The organism is Dehalogenimonas sp. THU2 (assembly GCF_039749495.1).
GTDB lineage: Bacteria > Chloroflexota > Dehalococcoidia > Dehalococcoidales > Dehalococcoidaceae > Dehalogenimonas.
In genome coordinates, this window is record NZ_JBDLLU010000007.1 from 15,736 (window position 1) to 41,173 (window position 25,438).

The 25,438-nt window shown below is 55.0% G+C and carries 22 protein-coding genes and 1 other annotated feature; of the genes, 9 read left to right on the forward strand and 13 right to left on the reverse strand.

Going from position 1 to position 25,438, the window contains the following annotated elements:
* Entirely contained in the window at positions 1 to 480 is a 480-nt protein-coding gene (gene moaC / locus ABFB09_RS04925; protein WP_347000349.1) for a cyclic pyranopterin monophosphate synthase MoaC, read from the forward strand.
* Positions 473 to 913 (forward strand): MOSC domain-containing protein, encoded by a 441-nt coding sequence (locus tag ABFB09_RS04930; protein ID WP_347000351.1) that lies wholly within the window; start codon positions 473 to 475, stop codon positions 911 to 913. The genes moaC and ABFB09_RS04930 overlap by 8 nt, the downstream gene beginning before the upstream one ends.
* A gap of 161 nt (positions 914 to 1,074) precedes the next feature.
* Here ABFB09_RS04930 and glp read toward each other — a convergent pair whose 3' ends face one another.
* The 7 genes from glp to ABFB09_RS04965 form a co-directional block, all read right to left on the reverse strand.
* A complete protein-coding gene (gene glp, locus ABFB09_RS04935; RefSeq protein WP_347000352.1) occupies positions 1,075 to 2,289 on the reverse strand; it encodes a gephyrin-like molybdotransferase Glp in 1,215 nt (404 codons plus the stop codon).
* Positions 2,286 to 2,789 (reverse strand): molybdenum cofactor biosynthesis protein B, encoded by a 504-nt coding sequence (locus ABFB09_RS04940; RefSeq protein WP_347000354.1) that lies wholly within the window; start codon positions 2,787 to 2,789, stop codon positions 2,286 to 2,288. Before ABFB09_RS04940 ends, glp begins: the two co-directional genes overlap by 4 nt.
* A gap of 171 nt (positions 2,790 to 2,960) precedes the next feature.
* Positions 2,961 to 4,043, reverse strand: coding sequence for a type IV pilus twitching motility protein PilT (locus tag ABFB09_RS04945; protein ID WP_347000356.1), 1,083 nt, complete (start codon positions 4,041 to 4,043; stop codon positions 2,961 to 2,963).
* Between the two features lie 30 nt (positions 4,044 to 4,073).
* Positions 4,074 to 4,292, reverse strand: a complete 219-nt coding sequence (locus ABFB09_RS04950) for a MerR family transcriptional regulator (RefSeq protein ID WP_347000357.1) — start codon at positions 4,290 to 4,292, stop codon at positions 4,074 to 4,076.
* A 211-nt stretch (positions 4,293 to 4,503) separates the two neighbouring features.
* Positions 4,504 to 5,226, reverse strand: a complete 723-nt coding sequence (locus tag ABFB09_RS04955; protein ID WP_347000358.1) for a UPF0280 family protein — start codon at positions 5,224 to 5,226, stop codon at positions 4,504 to 4,506.
* Between the two features lie 23 nt (positions 5,227 to 5,249).
* Positions 5,250 to 5,660 carry an NIL domain-containing protein gene (locus ABFB09_RS04960; RefSeq protein ID WP_347000359.1) on the reverse strand — a complete coding sequence of 137 codons (411 nt, stop codon included), beginning with the start codon at positions 5,658 to 5,660 and terminating at the stop codon, positions 5,250 to 5,252.
* Between the two features lie 31 nt (positions 5,661 to 5,691).
* Positions 5,692 to 6,909, reverse strand: coding sequence for a homocysteine biosynthesis protein (locus ABFB09_RS04965; protein ID WP_347000360.1), 1,218 nt, complete (start codon positions 6,907 to 6,909; stop codon positions 5,692 to 5,694).
* A gap of 184 nt (positions 6,910 to 7,093) precedes the next feature.
* Between ABFB09_RS04965 and ABFB09_RS04970 the strand changes: the two genes are divergently transcribed.
* From ABFB09_RS04970 to uvrA, 3 genes are all read left to right on the forward strand, one after another.
* Positions 7,094 to 7,960, forward strand: coding sequence for a DUF6612 family protein (locus tag ABFB09_RS04970; protein WP_347000362.1), 867 nt, complete (start codon positions 7,094 to 7,096; stop codon positions 7,958 to 7,960).
* A 317-nt stretch (positions 7,961 to 8,277) separates the two neighbouring features.
* Positions 8,278 to 8,442 carry a hypothetical protein gene (locus ABFB09_RS04975; RefSeq protein WP_347000364.1) on the forward strand — a complete coding sequence of 55 codons (165 nt, stop codon included), beginning with the start codon at positions 8,278 to 8,280 and terminating at the stop codon, positions 8,440 to 8,442.
* 208 nt (positions 8,443 to 8,650) lie between these two features.
* On the forward strand, positions 8,651 to 11,479 hold the full coding sequence (gene uvrA, locus ABFB09_RS04980; protein WP_347000366.1) for an excinuclease ABC subunit UvrA: 2,829 nt from the start codon (positions 8,651 to 8,653) through the stop codon (positions 11,477 to 11,479).
* Here uvrA and ABFB09_RS04985 read toward each other — a convergent pair.
* Positions 11,476 to 12,315: a lysophospholipase gene (locus ABFB09_RS04985; RefSeq protein ID WP_347000368.1), complete on the reverse strand. Its 840-nt coding sequence runs from the start codon at positions 12,313 to 12,315 to the stop codon at positions 11,476 to 11,478. The two genes, uvrA and ABFB09_RS04985, sit on opposite strands and share 4 nt — an antisense overlap.
* Before the next feature lie 78 nt (positions 12,316 to 12,393).
* Here ABFB09_RS04985 and ABFB09_RS04990 point away from each other — a divergent pair, with 78 nt between their 5' ends.
* Entirely contained in the window at positions 12,394 to 12,942 is a 549-nt protein-coding gene (locus tag ABFB09_RS04990) for an HD domain-containing protein (protein WP_347000369.1), read from the forward strand.
* A gap of 11 nt (positions 12,943 to 12,953) precedes the next feature.
* Here the strand turns inward: ABFB09_RS04990 and ABFB09_RS04995 are convergent, their stop codons facing one another.
* The 4 genes from ABFB09_RS04995 to ABFB09_RS05010 all read right to left on the reverse strand — a co-directional run bounded on the left by ABFB09_RS04995 (position 12,954) and on the right by ABFB09_RS05010 (position 19,817).
* Positions 12,954 to 15,545 carry an SMC family ATPase gene (locus ABFB09_RS04995; protein WP_347000371.1) on the reverse strand — a complete coding sequence of 864 codons (2,592 nt, stop codon included), beginning with the start codon at positions 15,543 to 15,545 and terminating at the stop codon, positions 12,954 to 12,956.
* A 133-nt stretch (positions 15,546 to 15,678) separates the two neighbouring features.
* Positions 15,679 to 16,590, reverse strand: a complete 912-nt coding sequence (gene gnd, locus ABFB09_RS05000; RefSeq protein WP_347000373.1) for a phosphogluconate dehydrogenase (NAD(+)-dependent, decarboxylating) — start codon at positions 16,588 to 16,590, stop codon at positions 15,679 to 15,681.
* 75 nt (positions 16,591 to 16,665) lie between these two features.
* Positions 16,666 to 19,062, reverse strand: a complete 2,397-nt coding sequence (locus ABFB09_RS05005; RefSeq protein WP_347000374.1) for a glycoside hydrolase family 15 protein — start codon at positions 19,060 to 19,062, stop codon at positions 16,666 to 16,668.
* Positions 19,063 to 19,109: 47 nt separating this feature from the next.
* Entirely contained in the window at positions 19,110 to 19,817 is a 708-nt protein-coding gene (locus ABFB09_RS05010; protein WP_347000376.1) for an FAD-binding oxidoreductase, read from the reverse strand.
* 182 nt (positions 19,818 to 19,999) lie between these two features.
* Between ABFB09_RS05010 and ABFB09_RS05015 the strand changes: the two genes are divergently transcribed.
* Entirely contained in the window at positions 20,000 to 20,917 is a 918-nt protein-coding gene (locus ABFB09_RS05015; RefSeq protein ID WP_347000378.1) for a PAC2 family protein, read from the forward strand.
* Positions 20,901 to 21,722 carry a PAC2 family protein gene (locus ABFB09_RS05020; protein WP_347000380.1) on the forward strand — a complete coding sequence of 274 codons (822 nt, stop codon included), beginning with the start codon at positions 20,901 to 20,903 and terminating at the stop codon, positions 21,720 to 21,722. The genes ABFB09_RS05015 and ABFB09_RS05020 overlap by 17 nt, the downstream gene beginning before the upstream one ends.
* A gap of 295 nt (positions 21,723 to 22,017) precedes the next feature.
* On the opposite strand, the gene ABFB09_RS05025 is transcribed toward ABFB09_RS05020, so the two are convergent.
* Positions 22,018 to 23,382 carry a TrpB-like pyridoxal phosphate-dependent enzyme gene (locus tag ABFB09_RS05025; protein WP_347000382.1) on the reverse strand — a complete coding sequence of 455 codons (1,365 nt, stop codon included), beginning with the start codon at positions 23,380 to 23,382 and terminating at the stop codon, positions 22,018 to 22,020.
* A gap of 110 nt (positions 23,383 to 23,492) precedes the next feature.
* Positions 23,493 to 23,755, reverse strand: a binding site (T-box leader).
* A gap of 137 nt (positions 23,756 to 23,892) precedes the next feature.
* On the opposite strand from ABFB09_RS05025, the gene ABFB09_RS05030 reads away from it, so the two are divergent.
* A complete protein-coding gene (locus ABFB09_RS05030) occupies positions 23,893 to 25,401 on the forward strand; it encodes an AMP-binding protein (RefSeq protein WP_347000387.1) in 1,509 nt (502 codons plus the stop codon).
* The last annotated feature ends 37 nt before the right edge of the window (positions 25,402 to 25,438 follow it).

Consider the following 25,438-nt stretch of genomic DNA (forward strand, 5'->3'; position numbering starts at 1 on the left):
ATGGAACTATCTCACGTGGATCAACACGGCCAGGCTCGAATGGTCGATGTCACCGCCAAGGCCGTGTCCGACCGGTGCGCTGTTGCAGTAGCTGAAATCACGATGAAACCAGAGACGGCCGAACTGATAAAGGCGATGGAGATCAAAAAAGGGGATGTGCTGGCCACAGCGCGCATCGCCGGGATAATGGCGGCTAAAAAGACACCAGATCTAATACCGCTTTGCCATCCGCTGATGATTACAGGTGTTACCGTCGATTTCGAATTCGCCGATACAGACCGATTGAAGATAACCGCTGAAGTCAAATGCTCCGGCCAGACTGGTGTGGAAATGGAAGCCCTGACCGCCGCTTCCGTAGCGGCGCTGACCGTTTATGATATGTGCAAGGCGGTGGACAAAGGAATGACCATCGCAAGTATTTACCTCGAATCCAAAGAAGGCGGCAAAAGCGGCGCCTACAGGAGAACAACTAATGGCTAAGATCATCGCGGTTTGCACCAGCGTTAAAAAAGGAACCAAAAAGAAAGATATTGGCTGTGGTGTACTGGAGACGGATTACGGTCTCCAGGGAGACGCTCATGCCACGCGGGGCTGGCACCGGCAGATCAGCCTGCTGGACAATTCCAGCATTGATAAAATGAGAGCCAAAGGGCTGGAACTATCGCCCGGAGATTTCGCCGAGAACCTGACCACCGAGGGCATAGAACTGATGACCCTGCCCATCGGTACCCGTCTCAAGACCGGACGGGGCGTGGAATTGGAGATCACCCAGATCGGCAAGGAATGCCACCAGCACTGCCAGATCTACCGGCAGGTGGGCATGTGCGTCATGCCGCTGGAGGGGGTTTTCGCCCGTATCATCGAGGGTGGAGATGTGGCGGCGGGAGATACTCTGGAGATATTGAAATCCTAATATCTAATATCTGAACCCTTCATACCCAACGGGGAGAGGTTAGAGCCTGTATTGAGCGAAGCGAATGTGAGGGGGCACCTCAACGAGGAATCGATTGTGTGAGTGCCCTACTACGGAAAAAATGCAACAGACGGAACCAGTCCAATAAAACATGGACTAGCTCAACCGTTGAACAGAAATACCTTGACCGCTTCGCCCTTTTCTAAAATATCCACGTTCGGCGCAATGTCCAGGTAGCCGTCGGCTTCGGCGGTGGCGGTGATGGCGCCGGACTCTTTGAACAGAGGCGCCGCCTGACCGTCGATCAGTCTGACGGGCAGGAATTGCCGCCGTCCGACGCTTCCGGGTACGCTTTGTGATAACACAGCATCGACGGCATTTTTACGATCGAAGGCTAACCCTGCCATCTTTTTGACGGCAGGCGCCAATAATAAATGAGCGTTGATGAGGCAGGAGGTGGGATATCCCGGCATCCCCAGCACCGGTTTGCCACGCACCACGGCGAACATGGTCGGTTTACCCGGTTTGACCTGGATGCCGTGGAAAAGAACCTTGCCGAGTTCTTCCAGGATGCCGAACATCAGGTCCCGTTCGCCGACCGACGATCCCCCGGAGATGACCACCATATCAGCCTCTAACGCGGCTTCGATGGCTGAACGAAGTTTATCACGCTTATCCTCGGCGATAGGCATTTTAACCGGTTCACCGCCATTTTGCTGCACCACGGCGGCCACCGTGTGGGAGTTGATGTCGTAGATCTGTCCCGGAGCCAAATCGTTACCGGCGGCGGCGATCTCTTCACCGGTGGGCATCACGGCAACGCGGGGTTTAACGTAAACGCTCGCTTCGGTCAGTCCCTGGGAGGCCAGCACACCGATCTTTCCAGCGTCGAGAACCGTTCCCGCTTTGAGTATCAGTTCGCCTTTTTTAATATCTTCACCGATCTGCCCGATGTTGGCGCCGGGGTAAACAGCCTTGAAGATGGCGACCTCTTCACCGCATTTTTCGGTCTCTTCCACCATGACCACGGCATCGGCGCCGTCAGGCATGGGAGCGCCGGTGGCTATCTGGACGACCTGACCCTTTTGGAGTGTTTGGACAGGCGCGTCGCCGGCGAATATCCGGCCGGCTAAAGGTAGTTGCCGGGGGTTGCGGCGTCCGGCGCCGAAGGTGTCCTCGGCAATAACGGCGTAACCGTCCATGGCGGCGCGGGCGAAGGGGGGGATCGACAGAGTGGACCGGATATCCTCAGCTAAAACGCGGCCGGACAGCCCCATGAGGCCCACCTTTTCCGCCGCGATCACCGGGTGAATATTAGCCAGCACGGTCGTCAGGGCGGTATCGAAGTCAAGCAGTTGACCGAAAGGTTTCATCATCTTCCGGCCTCCCGCACCATATGGCCGATCTCCGGCAGGATGATCTTCTCAGCCGCCAGCTTTACCGCGTTGAGGGAGCCGGGGAGGCACAATATAACTTTGCCGCTCCTGACACCGCCAAGGGCCCGGCTCATGACCGACGGTGTTCCGATGGACTCCCAGGTCAACAGCCGGAACAGTTCGCCGAAGCCCGGCATCTGCTTCTCCAGCAGGGGTGTCACCGTCTCAACCGTAATGTCCCGCCGAGACAAGCCGGTGCCGCCGGTGAAGACGATAACCTGTAAATCAGCGTCAATGAAAAGATCATCGAGGGTGTTCTCGATGGCCGATGAGTCATTCTTCAGCAGGCGGTAATGGCTCAGGATATGACCGTGATCCTTGAGCGCGGAGGTGAGGTATCGTCCGGACTCATCGGTGTCCTCCGTCCGGGAATCCGATACGGTAATTACCGCGCAATTGACGATAGCGGGGGCGTGTGCTTTGTGATCTATGTGTCCCATAGCCCTGCATTATAAAGCCAGTGCGGTGTTAAGGCAATCCTTTAATGCAGGGAAGCTCCAAATGCCAATATTCAAACCTCGTTTGGTCATTTGGAATTGGTTATTGGAATTTGTTTGGTTATTGTTTCTTGTCTCTTGTATCTTGCCTATTGCTTCTTGTATCTTGGCTGCTTATCGGAATCCAGCCGTCGCCTGGTACTGCAGCAGTTTTTGCAGTTTCTCCGGATGGCTGCTCTTCAATAGCGCTTCTTCCTTGGAGACCATGTTTTTACGCATCAGATCGGCCAGAGACTGATCGAGCGTCATCATCCCGTCTTTGCCGGAGAGCTGGATAACATTGGTCAATTCATGGGTTTTTTGCTCCCGGATCAGGTTCCTGACGGCGGGAGTGGCGGTCATCACCTCAAACGCTGGGACCCGGCCTTTGGCGTTCAGGCGCGGGACGAGCGTCTGTACCAGCACCGCTTCCAGCACCTGACTGAATTGGAGGCGGATCTGCTGTTGCTGGGAGGGGGGGAAGATGTCGATAACGCGATCAACCGTCTGGGCGGCGTCGGTGGTGTGCAAAGTACCAACCACCAGATGTCCGGTTTCAGCCGCGGAAATGGCGGTGGAAATGGTTTCCAGATCTCGCATTTCGCCGACGACTATAACATCCGGGTCATGACGCAGGGCATGTTTTAGCGCTACGGCGAAGGCCTTGGTGTCATCGCCGAGATCACGCTGGGCGATCAGGCATTTTTTATTGGCATGCAGATATTCAATGGGATCTTCGATGGTGATCACGTTCCGGGCGGCGTTCTGGTTGAGATGGTCAACCATGGCCGCCATAGTGGTGGATTTGCCGGACCCGGTGGGGCCGCAAACCAGGATCATTCCCCGGGGTTTCATGATCAATTCTTTGCAAATAGCCGGCACGCCCAGTTTCTCCATTGAGAGAATCTGAAAGGGTACCTGGCGGAACGCCATGGAAAGCGTGCCGCGCTGGCGCATCACGCTGACGCGAAAGCGGGCCAGTCCTGGGATGCCGTAGGCAAAATCCAGTTCTTTCTCTCGGAGGAAAGACTCTTTCTGCTCCGGCTTGGCGATCTCATCGAGGACGTGTTCGAGGTCCGCAGTTTTGAGATTGGGGTATTGCTCCTGGATGACCAGTTCACCATCGACTCGGATAACCGGCGGACTGGGCACACGCAGGTGAAGGTCCGAACCACCCTGTTCTACCAGAAGACGCAGCCATTCATCGATCAAAGACATCCGGGTTCGCCTCTTTTCATCAGAATAAAATTACTCGTTGAGGGTCGATCCATCGACGCGGTTCGCTTCAACTTTGAGTGTTTCGACCTCTGCCTCAGTAAAAAGACGCCATCCGCGCCGATCGCGGGCTACCCCGGCGCCCAGCAGATCGCTTTTCAACCAGCGAAATAACGTGGTGCGGCTGATGCCAGCTAACTCGCAGACCTCAGCGGTACGGTAGTATTTCACACCTTTTAGTAATAACGACATCAGCGTAAACCTTATGTGGCTATATCCGGATATACTTTACCGCATTACCGGCGTCCGGTAAATGGGCCAAAGGTATGGGTAAGCCTCAATCTTTAGTACTGGTCATTAATGAAAACATTGATGAATTGAGAATTGTGGATGGCCATGTTTTCAAACCAACGGATCCTACCCGTACTTTAGTAAGGGGTGCGACGAATAACAGTTTTGTCGGTCAAAGCCGCCTAAGTCGTACCTTGCCCCAGGCTCCCATGCAGTCGCCCTTGATTATCAAGGCGCCGGTGACTCCCTCGATTTTCTCCGCAAGCGCCAGAGCATATCCGATGTCATCGGCGGTTTGGACGAGGTTGGCGCAGGCGGTGGCCGCGGCGTCGGCCAGGGTGGCGGATGGGGCGATAACGGCCACAGCATCCGCTTTTCCGAATGAAAGTGAATGACCCACTGTGCCGGATGAGGTGCAGACGCCGCAGGGTGTTTCTTCGGATTTAATCTCGATCGCGATCTTGCCGCTCAAAGGTGAATCGCCAGCAAAGATACCGATGGTCCGATCCCTTGTACTGCGCACATATACGTCGCCGCCGTTTTCGATAATGATGTTAGGTGAGTACTCCGCCAATTCCTCCCCAACGAATTGAGCGATTGCCCCGGCCACCGCCGCCATCGGTCCGACTCCCGCCAGGCGCGCCGCATCGGTCATCGCTTTTACAATACGCGGTGCCTCACGCTCGATATCGATAGGTTTGAGTGAAGTCAGGAATTCCGGATGGCCGGCGATGTAACGCTCGATGATCCCACGGTATTTGAGCACCAGCCGGTAAGCCTTGCGTTCGAGGTCGGTTCGGGCGCTGATGAAGAGGTTGGTCTCCTCTACGCTGACGGTGAAGGAGATCAGATCTGGGCTTAGGTGCTGCCGTCGATATGTGCGGGGTTGGTACAACGAGAAAATCCTAAGATATTTCGCTAGAAGTGCAGTTCCATCGACCGTGAAGGACAGGACAATATACATAGTCCGCAGACGATGCATTTTTCCTCGTCGAAGACCACTTCCCGGGTATGGGGATCCACGGTGAAGGACGAGGCCGGGCAGACGGTGACGCAGGCGCCGCAGTCGGTGCAACGGTCTTCGTTACGGGTGACCTCGCGGCAGAGGGTGTCGATGATAAGACCGGTGCGGGTCAGGTAATCGATTCCCTTATCGAAGTCAGCGCGTTCGCCACGGAGCTCTAGCACCATGTGTCCTTCCTCACTGCTGATAGAGGCCTTCAAGATGTTCAGTTCCAGGTTGTATTCCTTGATCAGGTGATAGACCACCGGGCGGTCGACCAAGTGGCGGGGAAAGCGTAGAGCGATCTTTTTAGTTGTAATGGTCATGGTTACATACCTGAGCTTTCGATTAGAGTGATCATAATCGGTCGCCGTTGATGGGGCGCTCGTTAAGCAGTTTGAATTTCACGCCGCTATCCGGATCGGGCAGGGCTTCGACCGCCTGCGATAATTCGAATTTCCCCGCGGTTATCCATTCTTTAAGGGTGCTTGCAATCTCTCGCGCCCGGGGGTAGCTCGATAATGAACCTGTCGGGATCTCCCGGCCGTTGATGACTACCTTGCCTGATCGCAACTGGCCGTAGCTGACCTCGGCTACGATGTCCGGCTTGACCTCGGGATAGACGCTGGAATAATCGATGACCGCGGCGAAGATATCGTCGTCGGTGACGGTGGTGAACTTGAGTATCTCCTCATTGAGAATCGGAATGGGCACGCCGATGCCGACGGAGAGGGTAACACCGTAGCCCAGCATGGAGGCGCCCATGAGATAGCGCGGGTTCATCTGCTTGAGGTCGCCGATGACCGCCAGCGTTCCGGCGCCGCGTTTGGGAACCCCGGATTCCGTGCGTGGCACGCCGGGGTTGAACTGGGTGCCTGGCCAGGCGACGTAACCGGTACCGCCGCCCAGGAAGATGCGGGTGCCGATGCCGATAGTTTTATAAAGAGGATCGTTCAAGAGCGGGGACAGCTGCCCGGCGCTGCAATAGGTGATATTGCCCATATTTGGTTTGAGCGTCCCCATGTAGGTGTAGATGGCTTTGTCGGATAGATTGACCGCCACGTTGTAGTTCTGGTAAGAGTTCCTCATATTGAAGAGGACCGCTTCGTTCAAATCCTTGATATTGATCCAGGTCTCCAGTTTCTTGCGGGGATAGCAGTCGGTACCGTAGGCCTGGGCTACCAGCTTGACGTCCCGGCCGGCCACCAGTTCTTCGATGACGTGACCGCCGCCGTAGTTGAACTCCCCGGGGTGAACGCGGTTGCGGGGATCGTCGTCCGGCAAAGCGTTGGCGCCGATCATGACGTCCGCTGCGGCGAAACCGCCGTAGGCCGGAACGTCGTTCAGATAAACACGGCCGCCGCCGAGCTTGATGCGGGGTTTGGAATGGCCGATATTGAAATAAGCGCCAGAGGAGCACATGGGGCCGAAGGTGCCGGTGGTGACCACGTCCACCTCCGCGGCGGCGCGTTCCAGCCCTTTTTCCCTGACGACGCCGATGATCTCTTCAGCGGTAAAGACCACGGCCTTGCCTTCACGGATCTTCCGGTTGATCTCTTCTATGGTCTTGGACATAAAATCCTCAAGCTACAACGAGTGATACAGGGCTTTAATATAACACGGTGCATCGGGGGCGTAAAGGCGGGGAGATGGCGGGAACAGTTGAATCGTGATAGCAGTACTATCGGGTTATTTTCATAAATCACCCCTTAGGTGTAGGATAAGATGCCCAGTCAGGGTCTCGGCGAAGGAGAAAGAGATGAAACAACAGACCATGATGAAAGCCTCGATCCCCATTCTGGCCCTAATACTGATGGCGGCAGGGTGTGGGGAACCAGCCGTGACGAACCCGACCAATAACCCGGGCAATACAACGCCTCCCGTAACCACTCAGGCTCCGCCGGTTCCCGCGGTTCTCCTGGCGTCGATGGACACCGCGGCTGGGGCGATGAACTCTTATAAATCCGAAATGAAGATGGGTATGACCATGTCGTTCCTGGGGACGCAATTCCAGATGGATATGACCACCTCCATGGCTGTCGATGTTTCGGGTAAAAAATTGTTTATGGATATCAAAGGCGAAGCAATAGGTCTGGATGCCGGATCATACTCACAACAGATGTATCTGGTAAATGACACGATGTATATGCTGGTTGCCGATCCGGAATCTGGACTTGATCCCAACACCTGGTATAAGTTCGTCATGCCTGAATCTGAGCAGCAGGAAATGTGGACTTCACAAGATGTCGGCGACCAGTTACAGATCCTCATGGATCTGGCTGCTTTGGAACTCCTCGGTACCGAGACCATAGACGGTAACCTGTGTTATAAGGTTAAGATAGTACCCAATACCCAGAAATTCATGGAATACCTGGCAGTATCGGGGGACGATCTGGCCGACATGGGTATCACTGACGCCACCCAGGCGTTCAAACAGCTTGATGTAACCTTCTGGGTCAACACCGCAACATATCTTCCGGCTAAAATGGATATGACTATGGCCATCGATACCCAGGGAGTCGTGGTTACCATGCTGATGTCCGCTACCTACGAAGACGTCAATCAGCCGGTTAACATAACCTTGCCTGCCGCGGCACAGACGGCAATAGAGTTGCCAACGGAATAGACAGCGTACCATACAACGATAAAGAGGGAGAGGCCGGTGCCTCTCCCTCTTCTTTAGGCTCCCAACTCGATTAAGTAAGTATCACGGCGCTGTTCATGACGCATCAGAATTCCATTTACCCGGTTTGGCGCGTCTTTAAGCCGTTGCCGTTGCTGATCTCAGTGAACTACGCCCTCGTTCTCTTTATGATCGGCGTGGGACTCTTTCTCTATCAAATACAAATATTTTCAAAACCCGTCAAAATCCTATTGACAATCAGACCTTCCCGGCCTTATTCTATATCCTGCGATTAGTAAAGATAGAACAGGAGTATCTTGTTGAGTCAAGACATGGAATCAAACGCGCCCCGTCGCCGGGGTTGCCAACCCGGCAATCAGAACGTCCGCACCCATGGCTTTTATTCGAAATACGCCCGTTGTTTCCGCGCGGCGTGGCTTTCCCCGGAACCGGGATTCGACTCAAATATCGAATCCCACGATTAGCCCAAAGCTGAGAGCCGGAATTGTTTTATGAATTTTTATTTTTTGCGTGACGATGATGTCCCCGCAACAACTACTAGACACTCATCATTGACCCGGCCCCTGCGGCACGAGGGAAAATACGTCTTCCAGCATCTCCGGTTACTCACCGCACGATTGCCCGGAATGGCGCGGCGGCGGTATAATGGAAGACTGTGTTTAAGGAGTTCAGATGCCGCTAGATAAGATCGTCGTCAAGGGTGCCAGGGAGCATAATCTCAAGAATATCGACGTCACCATACCGCGGGACAAGCTGGTGGTCATCACCGGGGCATCCGGTTCCGGTAAGAGTTCCCTGGCTTTCGACACCATCTACGCCGAAGGACAGCGGCGGTACATGGAGTCTCTCTCCGCTTACGCGCGGCAATTCCTGGGGCGCATGGAGAAACCCGATGTCGATTACATCGAAGGACTGTCGCCGGCTATTTCCATCGACCAGAAGGGCGCATCGCGGAATCCGCGCTCGACCGTCGGCACTACGACGGAGATATACGATTATCTGAGATTGCTCTTCGCCCGTATCGGCCACCCGCATTGCCCGAGTTGCGGTCGGGAGATCGCCATGCAGACGGTGGAACAGATCGTCGATACGGTAAAGGCCTTGCCGGAAAACTCCCGCATCATGGTGCTGGCGCCGCTGGTCAAGGACCGCAAGGGTGAACACCAGGCCATGTTCAAGGAACTTCGGAAGACGGGCTATGCGCGCATCCGCATCGATGGGTCGGTGTGCGATTTGGCCGATGAAATCGAACTGGACAAGAAAAAAAAGCACCGGATCGAAGTGGTCGTCGATCGCCTGGTTATCGGGCAGTCCGATACGCAGAGCCGGCTGGCGGATTCCATCGAAACCGCGCTCAAACTGGGCGAGGGGACGGTCATGGTGGCCATAATCGACGGTAAAGAGTTCATGTTCTCCGAGAAATTCGCCTGCGCCGATTGCGGCATTTCCATGGGGGAGATTGAACCGCGCAGCTTCAGCTTCAATTCACCGCACGGCGCCTGCCCGGATTGCACCGGCCTGGGCGTCAAGATGGAGTTCGACCCGGACCTGGTCATTCCCAACAAGAAATTGACCCTGGCCGAGGGCGCCATCAATCCCTACCAGTGGCAAACCTGGTATTTTTCCCAATTGGAGGACGTGTCCCGCCGTTATAATTTCAGCCTCAACACGCCGGTGGAGAAACTGACGCCAGAACAGATGGAGGTCATCCTCTACGGCGAGGGCGGCGACAAGTTCAAGATGAAGAACCGCTTCGGGCGGACGCGGGAATACACCGCCGGGTTCGAGGGCGTTATTCCCCGGCTGGAGCGGCTTTACAAAGACTCCGAATCCGAGCAGGTCAGGAGCGGTATCGCCCGCTACATGGTGGCCACCCAGTGTCCCACCTGCGGCGGTAAAAGGTTGAAACCGGAAGCCCTGGCGGTATTCATCGACGGTAGCAATATCGCAGAGGTAAACGCCATGTCGGTGGTGGACAGCCTGGACTGGGTGGAACGCCTCGCCGATACCGTGACGCCGCTGTCGGAAAGGGAACAGCTCATCGCCAAACAGATACTCAAAGAACTCCAGTCGCGCCTGGGATTTTTAGAGGACGTCGGCCTGGACTACCTGTCGATCGACCGCGCCTCGGCGACGCTGTCCGGCGGCGAATCCCAGCGTATACGTTTAGCGACCCAGATCGGCTCCGGACTCATGGGCGTGCTCTATATCTGCGACGAACCGACGGTAGGCTTGCACCCGGCCGACGATTCACGGCTCATTCAAACGCTCTTGCGCCTGCGCGACCTGGGCAACTCCATCATCGTCGTCGAGCACGACGAGGCCATGATGCGGGCGGCGGACTGGATCATCGACCTGGGGCCCGGCGCCGGGGAACACGGCGGGCATGTCATCGTCTCCGGCCCGCTTGAGGAAGTGCTGGAATGCCGCCACTCGGTCACCGGCCAGTACCTTTCAGGCCGTAAGTTCATAACGCTGCCGGAACACCGGCGGCCGGGTATCGGGCGGGAGATGGTCATCCGCGGGGCACGGCAGAACAACCTGAAAAACATCGACGTTCATGTGCCGCTGGGCAAGCTGGTGTGCATCGCCGGCGTTTCCGGCTCCGGCAAGAGTACGCTGGTTAACGAGATACTGTTCAAGAAACTGGCCCAGGTATTCGACGGCGCCCGGGAAAAGCCGGGCGACCATGACGGCATCGATGGACTCCATTTTATCGACAAGGTCATCGCCATAGACCAGTCTCCCATTGGCCGGACGCCTCGAAGCAACCCGGCGACCTATACCGGCGCCTTTACGCCTATCCGCGAGATATTCGCCTCGGTGCCGGAGGCGCGGGTGCGGGGTTATAACGCCGGGCGCTTCTCATTCAATATTAAGGGCGGGCGCTGCGAGGCCTGCCACGGCGAAGGTTATATCGAGATCGAGATGCAGTTCCTTCCGGACGTGACCGTGCCCTGCGAGGTCTGCCACGGGCAGCGATACTCCCGCGAGGTGCTGGACATCCGGTTCAAAGATAAGAACATCGCCGAAGTCCTGAATATGACGGTGGACCACGCCCTCGATTTCTTCGAGAACATCCCTTCCATCAAGGGGAAGCTTAAGAGCATGCACGATGTGGGGCTGGGCTACATCCGGCTGGGGCAACCCGCGCCGACTCTGTCCGGCGGTGAGGCGCAACGCATCAAGCTGGCATCGGAACTGGCGCGCCGGGCCGTCGGGCACACCCTCTACATCCTGGACGAACCAACCACCGGTCTGTCGTTTGACGACGTGGCGGCGCTGCTGACCGTGATGCAGCGGCTGGTGAACTCCGGAAACTCGGTGGTGGTCATCGAACACCAGCTCGATATCATCAAGAACGCCGACTGGGTCATCGACCTGGGACCGGGAGCGGGGCACCGTGGCGGGGAGATCGTGGCGGTTGGAACGCCGGAAGAGGTTGCCCGTGTCTCCGCGTCGGCGACAGGCGAATACCTCAAAATGGTACTCCCTGATTAAGCCGGGGTGTGCTTATTCAACCAATCGGATGTGATGCCCAGCACATAATCCCGACAGGGCTCATTGAATATCTCGTGGTAGCAGCCCGGGAAGATGTGCAGTTTTTTATCGGTCGAAGCAATGCCGTCATACATGGTTTGGCTGCTCGATGGTTCAGCCAGTCTGTCCAACGCGCCGTGCAGCAGCAGCACCGGCAGTTTGATCGACGGCAGTTTCGCCTCTACCAAGGACATGGCGGCGATGACCTCGGCTCCCATACGCGCCGGTATCTTACCTCTGAATACCAGCGGGTCTTTGACATAACCGTCGACGACGGACGTATCGCGACTCACGGCTTCACAGTTCAAACGCTGTATGCCGAGGCGGGGAACAAGGGTGGAAAGCACTCCGGCCATTGAGACCATCATCTTGGAAATGCTCTTACCGGTCTTTAAAACCAGGCCGGACAGCACCAGCCCAGCGACGCCGTGAGAGTGACCAGCCACGACGGCCGCGCTTTCCAGCGCTCCCATACTATGGCCGATGAGGAATAGGGGCAGGCCCGGATTCTGCTGCCGGACCAGACCGATGAATTTATCGAGATCGCCGGTCAGGTCGGTGAAACGGTTGATGTAGCAGCGCGTGCCGGGTGAACGCCCATGACCGCGCTGATCATAAGACCAGACAGCAAAACCCTTCGGGAGCAAATGATCGACCACGTTCCCGTAGCGGCTGGAATGGTCGGCCAGACCGTGCACCAGGACGATAACCGCTTTGGGCGGATTATCGGGCAACCAGGCCTGATAAAATAGTTCAGCTTTGCGCCCGATGGTAAAGGTGCCCTCAATGTGAGACATGGTCTTCAATATAGCAACAACCGGACATTTTGACAATGACACGACCGTCTCACTAAGATTAAAGCCAGGGAGAACACCATGAACAGAGCAGATGCCCTAGCGGCTGTCAATACCAAAATCAGCAATCAGAACCTGATCAAGCATATGCTGGCCACAGAAGCGGTCATGCGCGGGTTGGCCGAAAAATTCGGGGAAGACCTGGAAGATTGGGGATTGGCCGGTCTTTTACATGATATCGACCTCGATGAGTGCCAGGGGGATATGACCGTCCACGGCCGGATGTCGGCGGAGATGGCCGGTGATTTGGGTGCTTCCAAGGGTGTCTGTCATGCCATCCTGTGTCATGGCATGCTGGGCGAACCCTGTGAAACACTCTTAGACAAAGCCCTGTATTGCGCTGATCCGTTAACCGGCCTCATTACCGCCGGAGCTCTGATCAGACCGGAAAAGAGACTGTCGTTTGTCGAGGCAAAATCCATTCTCAAGCGGTTCAAGGAAAAAAGCTTTGCCGCCGGGGCGAACCGCGAACAGATAGCCAAATGCGCCGACATCGGATTGACGTTGGAGGAATTTGTCGGTTTGTCACTTAGAGCGATGCAGGGGATCTCCGAAGACCTTGGTCTTTAAACCGCGAATATCTAGTTATAACTTACCCTGATATTGCTGCCGTCCGGAGTCTTGAACACCTCGATGCGGGCGGGGAAGGCGTCTTTGAACTCCTCGATGTGGGTGATCACCAGGATGCAGTCGAACTGATCCTGTATGCTGCCGATGGCATCTTTCAGCTTATCGATCCCGGCTACATCCTGGGTGCCGAAACCCTCGTCGATGATGAGCGTCCGTAAGGGAGCGCCGGCGCGCCGGGCCAGGAGGCGGGACAGCGCCAATCTAAGCGCGAAGTTAATGCGGAAGGCTTCGCCGCCGCTGAAGAGATCGTAGTCACGGGTGCCAAGCTCATCGGCGATCATGATGTCGAAGGTCTCGATCATATCGCCTTTTTTGGAAGTCCGCATCGGCTCAATTTTAAGACTCATGCGGTTGTCGGTCATCCGGGCCAGCAACCGGTTGGCCTCTTCCTCCATCTCCGGGATGGCGTTCTCGATGAGGATCGCCTGGATGCCATTCCTGCCGAAAGCAAGCTGCAATTCCTTGTAGATGCTTTCGTCGGCGGCATACCGTTTCAATTCTAGCGCTTTTTCAGAGATAGCCTTTTCCAGATCGTCGAGGTCCTGCAGACGCTGTTTCAAGCGGCCGACTTGTTCGGACGCGGCGCCGGCGGCAGAGGCCAGGGTGTTTATCCCGGCTTCCAAGGAGACCAGTTCACCGGCATCGACACGCGGCATCCGGGCTAACGCCTGCTGCTGCTCTGCAACGTCTGCGGCACGTTTTTCGAGTCGCTGTTCCAGATCAGTGATCGCTGTGAATACTTTTTTGAGGGAGGCAACTTCGCCAGCCAGCAGTTTATCCGCTTCCGCGAGTTCCCCCTGGCGCCGGTCGAAAATCTCCAGTTCTTTAACCTCGGCCGCCGTCAGTTCGTGCGCCGAAGCGTCGTAGTCCAGCAGTCTTATCTCTTCATCAAGAGTTTTAAGAGCGGCATGTTCTTCCGGACAAAACCCAGCGCGTTCGATCTGTCCGGTGATAGCGCCGATCTGTTTCGCGCCTTCAGGCAGCCGTCTGGCGGCGGCTTCGGCTTCCTCGGTGTCTTTTAAAACGCGAGCTTCCTGCGCGGTGAGCCGGGCGCGGTCGGCCTTGATGGCATTTTCCTGCGCCAGATGACGCTCCAAGGCGGTCAGTTCGTTAAGTTTGTCGGACCTGGCCGCCGCCAAATCGTTGAGGCGTGCCTGAGCGGCTACCCGGTCAGCCTCATATTTGGCCTGTACTATTTTCAGCCGGTCTTCCCGAAGTTCAGCCTCACACACCGGGCAAACTGCCTCGCCGGCCGAGGCCAGTAAACCGGATCTTTCGGCGATTTCCGTAAGGCGCCGCACCTGGCCAACTTTCTCGGCATCGAGAGAAGCGATTTGAACTTTAAGATTGTGGAGGGTTTTGATCTCGGTTTCGGCCTGTCGCTCCCTGACGGCCAGTTTTTCGATCTCCAACCTCATCTCATCGAGGGCAAGTTTCAGTTTACCCAAACCGGATGCTTTGGTGGATAACTCGTCGTAAACGCTTTGATATCTGTCTCGCGTGCTCTCCAGCTTATGAAGAGAGTCGGTTATGATCTTTTCCAGTGCCTGGCGACGTGTTTCCAACCGGCGTAATTCGGTCGATCTCCGGTTATACTCGTCGTTCCGCTGCCGGGCGGCCAGGTAACGGCTATAGCCTTCCTCGACGGCCACTCGGCCATCCAGAACAGCCCGATGCAATGCGATACGTTTTTCGGTCTCGATTCGATCTAACTTCCTGGTTTCGAGGTCTCGTTCGATCTCCCGGAATGACGCCTCCAGTTGACGCAATGCCTGCTCCCGGGATTCGATTAGTTGCCGGACTTGACGCAGTTTGTCCAGCGCCGTCCGTTTTTCCAACAGGGCTGTTTCAGCGGCGGAAAGGTCGTGTTGCGCGGTTTTTAAAGCCACCGTTAACTGCGGGTGTTCTTCCAGTTGCCGCCTTTCCAACTCGATGCTGGCAGCGTGCATGTTTTTGGCAGCGGCAGCTTCGTTGGCCAGATTCTTAGCTTTTTCAGAAAGCTCGTCATATATGTCCAACCCGAGGATATTAGCCAGTACTTCTTTACGATCTCCGGGCCGGAGTTCGGTGAAATGGTCGGCCTGACCCTGTTTAAGGTAGGCGCTGTTGATGAAAGTCTCATAATCCAGATGTAGGATCTTCTTGATCTTATCCCCGGTCTCGCCGATGGTGTTGCCTGAAAGGCTCTTGAAACCTTCTTCGGACTCCAAGAATAGGTTGAGAACGCTCTGCCCGGCGCCTCCTGCTCGCTTGGGTTTTGTACGTTTCCGTTCCACACGGTAAATCTGTCCGTCTCCGGCCCGGAAATCGAAAGCGACCGAAGTTTCATACTCGCCCTGGGTGATCAAGTCATCATCCGAAGTTGACTTGCTCCTGAGACGGGACTTACCCCAGAGCGCCCAGGTGATGGCGTCGATGAGCGAAGTCTTACCGGAGCCATTGTCACCGGATATACAGGCGAGATGGATGCCCTCGAAAGAAAAGGCGGGTATGTCGCCTCGGTAAGGCAGAAAATTCTTAAGTTTAAGGCGAACTGGAATCATGCCGAAAGACCTCTGCGGCTGATTTTAGCATAATTCGAGACAGGGTTGCCGCAGCGGCGATCACGATTGGATTTCCAGATCGGGAAAAGCTCGGAGAAGACACCACGTTCAGTTCAAGGTATTTCCAAATGAACTATTCTTCGGTAGTTCTCACTTCATGACCGCCGAATTGCCCGCGCAAAGCTGCCAGCAATTTGCCGGAAAATGGGTGTTCCTGCCGGGAACGATAACGGGCTTGCAGGGCAGCGGTGATCACCGGCAAAGGAACACCGAGGTCAATGCCCTCGGCAGCCGTCCACCTGCCTTCGCCGGAATCTGCGACCCAGGATTCGATGCCAGTTAAATCAGGATTCTCAGCAAGCGCCGAAGCTGCTAGGTCCAGCAACCAGGAACGTACCACGCTGCCATAACGCCAGAGCTCGGAGATCTGGGCGATATCCAGCGCGAAATCTTTTTTTACCTTTAATAATTCGAAGCCTTCGGCATATGCCTGCATCAGACCGTATTCGATTCCATTATGCACCATCTTGACGAAATGGCCGGACCCGCTGGGCCCCACGTGGGCATAGCCGTGCTCAGGGGACGGTGCCAGGGATTTGAATAACGGTTCGACGGCCTCGAAGGCCGCTTTCTCGCCGCCGACCATGAGGCAGTAGCCTTCTTTAAGGCCCCAGATGCCGCCGCTGGTCCCGGCGTCGAGAAGTGCGATGCCGCGCGATGCCAGGACCTTGGAACGGCGAACGGTGTCGTTATAGTTGGAATTTCCGCCGTCGATAACAACATCGCCCGCCGAAAGAATACCGGAAAGGGTATTGATGGTGCTTTCGGTCGGCGCCCCGGCGGGTACCATGACCCAGATGGCGCGGGGCTGAGGCAGTTGGGAGCACAGGTCAAAAAGCGATAATGCGCCGGCAGCCCCTTCTCCAGCGAGAGCGGACACTGTTTCCGGAGAGGTGTCGTAAACTACCACCCGATGGCCAGCGCCTAGTAACCGCCGTGAGATATTGCTGCCCATCTTGCCAAGACCAATCATACCTATGTCCATGTCATACCTCACGTTCATCGAATTTATTAGATACAATTCTCGATTCGTTTTAAAGAGTATCGCTGCCTGCAGGTATCAAACTACCGCGACCTCGTAGTCGATACCCTCCCAACGGTCATCGGAGGTCCAATAGAAAGTGAACCGGAAGGGCACTTTCTGCCCTTCTAAGGCGATCAGATCGACATAAAATATGCCCAAGCGAGTCCCCGCGGCTTCGGCAGTCTGAACCGTCTGCCATTCGTCGCTAGTCCAGGTTAACTTGAAAGACGCCGATGCCTGAACACGCAACCGATTACCGGCGGCTATACGCCGGGCCTGCCGGTTGGGTTTCCATATCTCGAGTTGCCGCTTCACCGCGGCTGGGCCGATGTAGCGTTCGGCCACCTCCGGGATAAGATCGAAAATGCTATCGTCGGCTACGGACCGTAAAAGCTTGATATACTCGGCGTGGGCCCACATCAGCGGCATGGCGGCGCCGGTAGGCCGGCCGAGAAACATACCGGCTTCGGGGTTGTCAGCCTCATCCCAAACCTGTTCCGGCAGCAAGCCGGTGTAAGATGAAAACCCTTCTAGAGCCTTGATATACGGTGTGATGTCCCGCCCCGCCGCTAACTCGTAATGGGCGCGCTCCCCAGTCAGGAGCGGCCAGGCACGGCCTATGCCCCAGCCCTGGTAGGCTTCACCGGCGGCACGCTGGCCATATCCATCGTGGTTATAGCGGCGCCAGACAGGGCCGAAGGGCGTTTCTACTCTGAGAACGCTGTCGACCACTTTAAGCGAGCTTTCGATTAGAGGGTCGGCGGGGCGACGGATACCGTAACGCACCAATTCGAGGAATCCTGCATCCACAATATCCCGCGCGGGAAAATCAGTTGGGCTGCCGGGAGGACAGTTGTGAAGGGTAACAATACCGCCGTCAAGGTCTTCTTCTGGGGTGGAATCGCTCGTAGAAACCGGGTTGATGCGGACATAGTGCCGGGGAAGGTCTTCAAGCAGCGTTCCCTGATCGGTTACCGTCCATATCTCCAGATGACATTCAAGGAAGTCGGCATAGTCTTCGAGAAAAGCCGCAGTCGCCTCGTCACCTCGCCGCCGGGCATAAGAAGTGGCGCAGATAAGTGCAGCGATATTGACCGCCAGGGTCGAAGGAGAGTAGCCGGAAACTTCTTCCCACCTGTCCTGGCCGGTAGCCGGGCCGTGGCGCACGAGGTAAGCCGCAGCCCTCATGACCATCTCATAGTCGTCAAAATTAGAATCGACGCCCAGACGTTGCAATTTCCAGGCCAGGATTACCGGGAAGGCAACCTGATCGAGTTGGATGCCCTGCCAGTAAGGCCGCCCATCCAACCAGAAATTCTGAGGGAAACCGCCGTCCGGTTGTTGCGCCGCGGCCAGGTAAATCAGAGCACGGCGTGCTGCCTCGGTATCCCCGGCGGCCAGTAGACCGCTTACGCTGTTAACCATGTCCCGCGTCCACACGAGGTGGTAGCCGCCCAGTTCGCTGTCCCCGCGTGTTTCGCCCCACGGGATATAGAGCGACGCAATGAACGCGCCGGGGTAGGTTTTGTCTTCATGAGCAGCCAGAAGGCTGGCGCTAGCCCGATAGAGGTCTCCGCCGTCAGAGGAATGACTTTCCAGCGGCATAACCGTCCGGCCGCGGTTTTCCCATTCAGCCTCATACTGTTGGCACCGGGATTCGAAGGGTACCGCCAATGCATGAAAAAGATTGGTAATGGCATTCTGCAGGCTGTCTCCCAGTGCCAACCCGATGGTGAATTCCTGAGCCTCGGTCCAGTCCAACTCCCCGGTAAGAGCGATATTGCCGTCCGGAGCTTCAGTGAATTCCCAATCCATTTCGAGGTTTTCTTTAATATCGGTCCAGCCGTCGCTCACTCCGGAGTAACCGCAAGACAGTTTCCTGAATGGTACGGTGGCGCCCAGGATTAGCCATAGCCCATCTTTCTCTGCCGCCAGGAGGGTTCTTCCCGCTGATTCCACGACATGCCCGTTGTTGCCCCAGCCGCTGACGCCGAGGTGTGGGGCGCACTGGACATAAATATTCAATCGGCCCAACAGTTCGGGCGCTCCCGAAAGCCTGGTTTTCTGCAGGATGCAGGCGGTAGAGGGGTCTGCGATTATCTCTTTGTCAATCGAGTAACGGCCGTCGAAATCAGAGTTGGTAACGCGATAGCCCAGGCTATGAGGCGAGAGTGTTTTAATCTCGGTGAACAGCTGAGACCGCTCACCATGGAAAAACGTTTCTCCGTCGGTCAGGAGCAGTTGCAGGTCGCGTACCTGCGGCCGGTCAACTGTCGGATAATATATCTCGGTGATGATACCGGCGGCGATGGTGAACCAGATCCGACTAACAGAATTGTAAGCAGTGCCGACGCCGTCCTTAGCTCCTTCGGTCCAGTTAGGCGGCAAGCCTGGATGTCCGAAAGCAGAACGACCGCTAAGAATCTCAGTCATCGAGAAAGTACATCCCACAAGGTTTGAGAGACGAAAAGCGTCATGATTTAATCATATCCGGTGAAAGAGTCGCGGATCACGCGGTCCTGGGGTATTCTGAGCGCCGATAATTGTTCCTGAAGCGACATGACCATGCGCGGCGGTCCAGATATAAAGAAAGCACGCTCCTTATAATCCGGGATGGCATCGATAATCAGGTTTTTATTTATGAGCCCAGTCCGGCCTTTCCAACTCTGTGGCGGTTCCGACAGAATATGTTCGATTCGTATCCCGGGTATGGCGGCGGATATCTCATCGAGTTCGTCACGAAAGATGATATTATCATTACGATCGTTGCTGTAAAGCAGCACGATATCCCGGTCCAGCTTCTTGGTGCAGGCGTAACGAAGAATACTCCTGGCGGGGGTGATGCCTATACCACCGGTGAGGAAAGCCAGCGGCTGCTTGCCTTCAGGCATGGTAAAACTGCCGGATGGTCCCTGGATCCTGGCCCAGTCACCCGGTTTCATCGCGTCTAACGCCTGTGAATAGTCATGTTCAGTGATGCGCTTGGTGAATTCAAGATACTCAGTGTCGGTGGGGCAACTGGATATTGTGAAATGATGCAACACCTCAGATCCATTGACCTTGATGGTCAGGAAAAAATACTGTCCCGGCTCAAAAGGTGCCTTTTCCGGGGAAATCGGGAAACGGAATGATTTCACACCTGGGACGCGGGGGATTATCTCTGAAAATTCGGTTTCAAACTGCCACATGTATTTGTCTCCATAAACGATGAAAGATTACAATCTTATTCCAGTATAGAACCGATGAGTAGTTAAGACAACAATGATCCGGAGGTGTGGTACGCGGTTCACCAAGTAGAGCAACGTTTTCCCAAGGGGTGTTATGACCACTGAATTTGTTCAGGGGAGGGCAACCAGTTAGAATAGAGAATATGGGATACAGACTAGAAAAAGAACCGGAACTCCACAATCCTGACCTTATCGTCGGTTGGCCTGGCATCGGTAACGTTGGCCTTCTGGCTGTGGAAACCTTATGGCGACAACTTGAAGCCGAACATTTGGGAGATATCGAGCCTGAACCGTTCTTCTACCCCAGCGGCTTGGTGATTAAGGATGGTATACTGGAAAACCTGAGTTTCCCAGCGTCAAGGTTTTATTACAAGCAACTACCTCACCGGGATCTCATTTTCTTCACTGGGGAAGAACAACCTTCCGAGACGGGTTCAACGTACGCGGCTGGGGCCAAGGCTTATGAAATGGCTAACCATGTGCTGGACGTGGCGGAACATTTTGGCTGCCGGCGCATCTTCACATCCGGCGCGGCGGTCAGCGCTATACACCACGACGGTACACCTGGCGTCTGGACGGTGGCGACCAACGCCTCTCTCTTGGCAGAAATCAACGCCAGTAGAGGCAACCGCTTGTCAAGTGAACTCCAGGGAAGGGGTGCACAGGCTAACGTGAGTGGATTGAACGGCCTACTCGTTGGTGTAGCATCGCGACGCGGCTTGCCGGCCGCCTGCCTGATGGGGGAAGTGCCTGATTACCTGGCTAGATCGCCGATGCCTTATCCGGCGGCGGTTAAATCGGTACTGGAAGTTATCAGCGGATTTTTAGATTTAAAAATCGACTACGCTGAAATTGAAACGATGCGACGGCAGATGAGTGAGATGATCGATCAATTCTTCAACCAGTTTCCTGATCACATAAAGGAAAAGCTTTCTCAACGACGACAGGTAGTTGAAGCGGAAGGCGGCGAAGCTATTACCGACGAGGATAAGCAATGGATGGAGGAACATATCGAGGATTTATTCCGGCCGGGGACAGGTGGCGATGACCGGGCGGCTTAGTTACCTGGCATCGCCTAGGTTGGAAATTCCGGTGATGGTAGTTGGTTGGGAGAGTGACGCAGGCAATCTGGGCGGGAGAGTATCCGGGTATCTGACGGAGACTCTAGGCCTGAAACCGCTGGCCGCCATAGATCCGGTTGGATATTTCCCACTTTCCAGCGTGGACATATCCGCTGACCTTGTCGGTTTTCCCAGCAGCCTTTTTTATTATTCTGAAGAAGCCAATCTCATTGTTTTTAAGTCAGATGTGCCGGTGTTTGAGACACACGAATTCCTGAGGCTGGTCCTTGACCTTGCAGTGCACTACAACGCCGGATATTTGGTCCTAGTCAACGGATTACCGTCAATGGCTTCACACAATACCCCCAGCGAGATACTGGCTAATATGAATTTCATTCAGCTAAAAGAGTGGTTGAACGGCGATGGGATCAACACGGGAATAAACTACGAGTCACCACCGGGTCAGAAGCCCCCCATCAGCACTTACCTGATATGGGAAGCCCGGTCACGGGATATAATGTCCGTTTCATTATGGCTGCCGGTCCCGTTTTACCTTTCCGCCCTGACCGATGAGATCGGGGCGCGCCGCCTGCTGGCTTTTCTGAAAGAGAAATTCATACCGACGCTGGATCTGGAAATAGCCATCGAGTCTGAGGGACGGTTACGGGGAAAGCTGGGCGACTTGCGTTCCGGTTCAAAGGATTGCGATAAATATCTTTCAATGCTGGAAAGCAATCTCAGCCTCACTGAATATGAAGCCGGGCAACTGGCGGCGGAAGTGCGGCGAACGTTTCATATGGACTGACCGTGTCAGACTGCAATGACAATGGCTGATCCGTGTAATTGTTAAGCCGTCTTTCACGCGGAGGAATGGTGGTTACCGGTGGAGTTGTCGTCGGTGTTATGGTCGAGCTTGGGAGTGGTGATTGGACTGCCACCAAAATCACAACCGAAAGACAGAGCCAGACTGTATAATAAAATCAAGCTGAGTGCAATAAGCAACAAACGGACAATGATCGGTTTCATCGGATTATAGCTTCAATGAAAAATAGAGGAAGCTGCAATCGCAGCTTCCTCTACTCAAAAAACTGGCGGTTAGTCTAACCGATGATACATTGCGGAAGGTCTTTTAAAGCCTCTGTAACCAGAGATTCCGGGTACTCATAATCGGTGAGCTTGCCGGACAGGTAGGCGTCGTAGGCCGCCATATCGAAGTGGCCGTGACCGGAGTGATTGAACAGGATGACTTTTTTCTCACCGGACTCACGGCACTTGATGGCTTCGTCAATGGTGGCGCGGATAGCGTGATTCGTTTCCGGCGCACTGATGAAGCCTTCCGTACGGGCGAACTGAATCCCGGCCTCGAAGGTGGGAAGCTGCATGACTGACTTGGCTTCGATCAGACCGAGCTTGTGCAGGTGGCTGACGATGGGCGCCATGCCATGATAGCGCAGACCGCCGGCGTGCACCGGAGGGGGCATGAATTTGCGACCCAGGGTGAACATCTTGGCGATAGGAGCCATGCCGGCTACATCGCCGTAATCGAAAGCGAAGGTGCCTTTGGTCAGGGTTGGGCAGCTGGCAGGCTCTACAGCGACGATGCGGGTGTTCTTGCCGCCGGTCAAGTTCTGATGAACGAAGGGCAAGGCCATACCGCCGAAATTGGACCCGCCGCCGACACAACCGATGACCACGTCCGGATATTCCCCGGCCATTTCCATCTGTTTCAGGGCTTCCAGACCGATGACCGTCTGATGCATAAGAACGTGGTTCAAGACGCTGCCCAAGGCATAATGCGAGTCCGCACGGGGTGCAGCGTCCTCAACGGCTTCCGAGATGGCCAGACCCAGGCTGCCCGGGTTGTTGGGATCTTCTGCCAGGGCGGCGCGGCCGGAATTGGTATCCATGCTGGGACTGGGTACACACTGGGCGCCCCAGGTTTCCATCATCATCTTGCGATATGGTTTCTGCTGGTAGCTTACCTTGACCATGTAAACTTTGAGTTCGATGCCGAACTGACTGCAGGCAAAAGCCATGGAACTGCCCCATTGTCCGGCACCGGTCTCGGTGGTGAGACGGTTGATCCCTTCTTTTTTGTTGTAGTATGCCTGAGGCACGGCGGTATTGGGTTTATGGCTGCCGGCGGGGCTGGAACCTTCGTATTTGTAGAAGATCTTGGCCGGAGTCTGCAATGCTTTTTCCAGTGCGTGAGCCCGATAGAGAGTAGTCGGTCTCCAGCTGCGATAGATGTCGATGACTTCTCCGGGAATATCGATGTATCGTTCCTGAGAAACTTCCTGCATGATAAGAGCCATCGGGAACAGTGGCGCCAGATCGGCGGGACCCAACGGTTGTTTGGTTCCTGGATGCAGATATGGGGCCAGGGGTTGCGGCAGGTCAGCCTGGATGTTGTACCAGGCCGCGGGCATTTCAGTTTCATTCAATTGATACTTGGTGCGGTTCATGGATTGCCTCCCTGTTTATTATTATTATCTTGGTCGTTCGATCGGGAATGCCTTTAAACTTTCAGGTCACGGCACCACTCCTTCAGGGTAATAAAAAACCCTCTGCCTTATTCAGGGGCAGAGGGTTCTGCGGTGCCACCCTTGTTGTTCCTTCTAATGCAGGAACATCTCATTACGGATACGACCTTCATTTGAAGGTTTATACCCTGGGATGCTAACGCTTCCCTTGCGGCCGGACCTACTGGTCAGTGGTATGACGTTGGGGCGGCGGCTCCCGGGTCCATTCAGTTCCCCGCTCAAGGCGCCGGCTTCCACCTGACCCGGCTCTCTGTGCCCAGCTTTGGGACCTACTAATCCCGTTCATAGCCTTTAGCTATTCGATTAAGCGCAATATAGACCAATTGACCGCTCTTGTCAAGATGGGGAAGTATTAATACTTTAGTCTTAATTTGGCATGGGAGGCGGGGATTTGATAGACTTCATGGCGATGTTTCGAATCAAGGATCAGTTATGACTTTAACCAGATTTTTAGCCGAAGCGGGGCGACGGCACCAGGATAGAATCGCCTTTCAAATGGGTGAACGACAACTATCGTTCAAGGAACTGGACAGGCTGTCAAACGGGTTGGCTGAGAGCCTTGTCAAAATGGGGATTAAACCCGGAGAACATGTGGCATTGTTGCTGGAGAACAGTCCTGATTTTGTGATCAGTTATTTTGGCGTGGTGAAAGCAGGCGCAATCGCCATGCCGTTGGATACCAAGTACAAACTGCTGGAACTCACGGCCGTATTTGATGATTGCCGTCCCGTGGCACTTATCGCCGAGACAGCTGCACTGAAAGCACTTTCAGCGGTTCCGTCGCTCATCGGATCCTTCAAATACAAGATCTGCCTGGGTAACATCGATATACCCGGGTGTGTCATATATGATTCACAGGTAAAAAGTGCGGAAACGGCCCCGCTTATAAGTGAATATCCGGAACTGGCGCATATCGCCTATACCTCAGGGCCGACGTTGCGGCCCCACGGAGCTGAGATAAAACAAAGAAATCTTATCGAAGCGGCGGCTGGCTCGGCGGCGGGTTTCGGGCAAACAGACCAGGACACGGTGGCGTTGTTCGCTTTGCCGCTGCATCACACTATCGGTATCGCCGTCATCATGATGACATCTCTGTTTGCAGGCAGCAGAGTGGTAATTGTCAATGGTATTTCTATGGACGCACTCTTATGCTCCATAGAAAAAGAACGGGTAACCATGTTTCATGGGGTACCGTTCATCCACGCCATGATGGTCAATCACCTGAAAGCCAACGGGCTTAAATACGATATAAGTTCACTCCGGTTTTGCGGCAGCGCCGGTGCGCCCATCCCGGTAAGCGTCATCACGGGTTTCGAAGAACTTACCGGAAAATATCTCAATCAATATTACGGGTTAACGGAATCGACAAGTCATGTTACCTGCCAGGAGTTGAACAAATCCGGAGACAGCGGCGGCGTCGGCACATCTATACCCGGTTTCGAAGTACGGGTGGTCAATGAAGAGGGAAGAACAGTAGCTGCCGGTGAACCGGGAGAAGTGGTGATTCGTGGGCCGATCATGCGAGCTTATCATAATCGTGTTGAAGACACCGAGAGATTCATCAGGGATGGTTGGCTTTACACCGATGACATTGGCATCGTCGATGAAAATGGGGAACTATTCATCACCGGCGTCAAGAAACCAATGCTGATCACCAAGGGTCAGAATATCTACTTTTCCGACATTGCCGATATTCTGATCACCCATCCGTTGATCGCCGATGCCGCGGCAGGGGGCATCCCGGATCCGGACGGCATGCGTGGTGAGGTTGTACTGGCGGTCGTTACACTTATAGATGGCGCAAACTTGACCGAACAGGAAGTAAAAAAATTCTGTTTGGAACGCCTGGCTAACTACAAGTGTCCCAAGAAGGTTTTATTCGTGTCGGATATACCGAGATCGCCCAACGGACAACTTGCGACTTTCAGCCTATTGGAATAATCGGTATATCTCTCTTATCATCTTGATGAACACCGGC